At 67.7% G+C, this 1,951-nt stretch carries 2 protein-coding genes; one reads left to right on the top strand and one right to left on the bottom strand.

Annotation, left to right across the window (positions count from 1 at the left end; genetic code table 11):
* Positions 1 to 23: 23 nt before the first annotated feature.
* Positions 24 to 380: an iron-sulfur cluster assembly accessory protein gene (locus ACFU8Q_RS41245; protein ID WP_030933606.1), complete on the bottom strand. Its 357-nt coding sequence runs from the start codon at positions 378 to 380 to the stop codon at positions 24 to 26.
* Between the two features lie 222 nt (positions 381 to 602).
* On the opposite strand from ACFU8Q_RS41245, the gene nadA reads away from it, so the two are divergent.
* Positions 603 to 1,811, top strand: coding sequence for a quinolinate synthase NadA (nadA, locus tag ACFU8Q_RS41240; RefSeq protein ID WP_384465280.1), 1,209 nt, complete (start codon positions 603 to 605; stop codon positions 1,809 to 1,811).
* Positions 1,812 to 1,951 lie beyond the last annotated feature (140 nt).

Here is a 1,951-nt window from a genome sequence, read left to right as displayed (position 1 = left end):
CGTTCCGCCGGTTCCCTCAGGGTTTAGCTGAAGGAGTCACCGCAGGCGCAGGAGCCCGTGGCGTTCGGGTTGTCGATCGTGAAGCCCTGCTTCTCGATGGTGTCGACGAAGTCGATGGAGGCGCCGCCCAGGTACGGAGCACTCATCCGGTCGGTGACGACCTTGACGCCGTCGAAGTCCTTCACGACGTCGCCGTCGAGGGAACGCTCGTCGAAGAAGAGCTGGTAGCGCAGGCCCGAGCAGCCGCCGGGCTGGACGGCGACGCGCAGCGCCAGGTCGTCACGGCCTTCCTGCTCCAGCAGGCCCTTGACCTTGGCTGCGGCGGCGTCGGACAGGAGGATGCCGTCGCTCACGGTGGTGGTCTCGTCCGATACGGACATCTGCTTCTCTCCCGGGTTGTACGGAGACTGCTTGCCGACGTTGCAACCGTCGGGACCGCGGATTCATTCCGGGCCGAGCGCTTGCCTGTTCCATTCATGCTCGCACACCGGCCCCCCGGCGGTATGCGTCACATCGACACTATGGCCGTCGTCAAAGTGACGTGAACCGGATATGATAGATAACGTCAATTCGACGAAAAGGCTTTCCGCAGAGAAGAAAGGGTGCGTGACGTGACCACGGCCCACCCCGTCCAGGATCTCGACGTCCAGCCGACGCCCCTCGCCCTGCTCCTGCTCGGCCGCGAGGCCGACCCGAAGAGCGAGCGCGGCGTCGAGTGTCCCGGCGACCTGCCCTCCCCGTCCGACCCGGACCTGGTGGAGCGTGCCCGCGCGGCCAAGGAGAAGCTCGGGGACAAGGTGTTCGTCCTCGGCCACCACTACCAGCGCGACGAGGTCATCCAGTTCGCGGACGTCACCGGCGACTCCTTCAAGCTCGCCCGGGACGCGGCGGCGCGCCCGGAGGCGGAGTACATCGTCTTCTGCGGCGTGCACTTCATGGCCGAGTCCGCGGACATCCTGACCACCGACGACCAGAAGGTCGTGCTGCCGGACCTGGCGGCGGGCTGCTCGATGGCCGACATGGCCACCGCCGAGCAGGTCGCCGAGTGCTGGGACGTACTGACCGAGGCCGGGGTCGCCGAGCAGGTGGTCCCCGTCTCGTACATGAACTCCTCCGCCGACATCAAGGCCTTCACCGGCCGGCACGGCGGCACGATCTGCACCTCGTCCAACGCGAAGCGGGCGCTGGAGTGGGCGTTCGAGCAGCGGGAGCCCTCGGCGGCCAAGGTGCTCTTCCTGCCCGACCAGCACCTCGGCCGGAACACCGCGGTCCGGGACATGGGAATGACGCTGGAGGACTGTGTCCTCTACAACCCGCACAAGCCGAACGGCGGCCTCAGTGCCGAGGAGTTGCGCAACGCCAAGATGATCCTGTGGCGCGGGCACTGTTCGGTGCACGGGCGCTTCTCGGTCGAGTCCGTCAACGATGTGCGCGAGCGCATTCCGGGCGTCAATGTGCTGGTGCACCCGGAGTGCAAGCACGAGGTCGTGGCGGCGGCGGACTACGTCGGGTCGACGGAGTACATCATCAAGGCCCTGGAGGCGGCGCCGGCCGGCTCGAAGTGGGCGATCGGCACCGAGCTGAACCTGGTGCGCCGCCTGGCGAACCGGTTCGCGGCCGAGGACAAGGAGATCGTCTTCCTCGACAAGACGGTGTGCTTCTGCTCGACGATGAACCGGATCGACCTGCCGCACCTGGTGTGGGCCCTGGAGTCGCTGGCCGAGGGGAACCTGGTCAACCGGATCGAGGTCGACCCGGAGACGGAGAAGTACGCGAAGCTGGCACTGGAGCGGATGCTGGCACTGCCGTAGGGGTTCGGCGGGGGCGGTGGTGGGGTCGCCTGCGGCGGGTCTGTTCCCCACCTCGCCCCTTCCCGTAACCGGGACCCCGCGCCTCGAACGCCGGCGGGGCTGAGCAGTGGACCAACGAGAAGGCCCCGGCACCGAACCAC

Origin of the sequence: Streptomyces sp. NPDC057543 (genome assembly GCF_042801895.1) — a bacterium.
Lineage (GTDB): Bacteria > Actinomycetota > Actinomycetes > Streptomycetales > Streptomycetaceae > Streptomyces.
This window is presented reverse-complemented; position numbering and strand designations above follow the sequence as displayed.

Coding starts and splice junctions, on each gene's coding strand:
- ACFU8Q_RS41245 (WP_030933606.1), bottom strand. CDS start 380: ATGTCCGTATCGGACGAGACCACCACCGTGAGCGACGGCATCCTCCTG.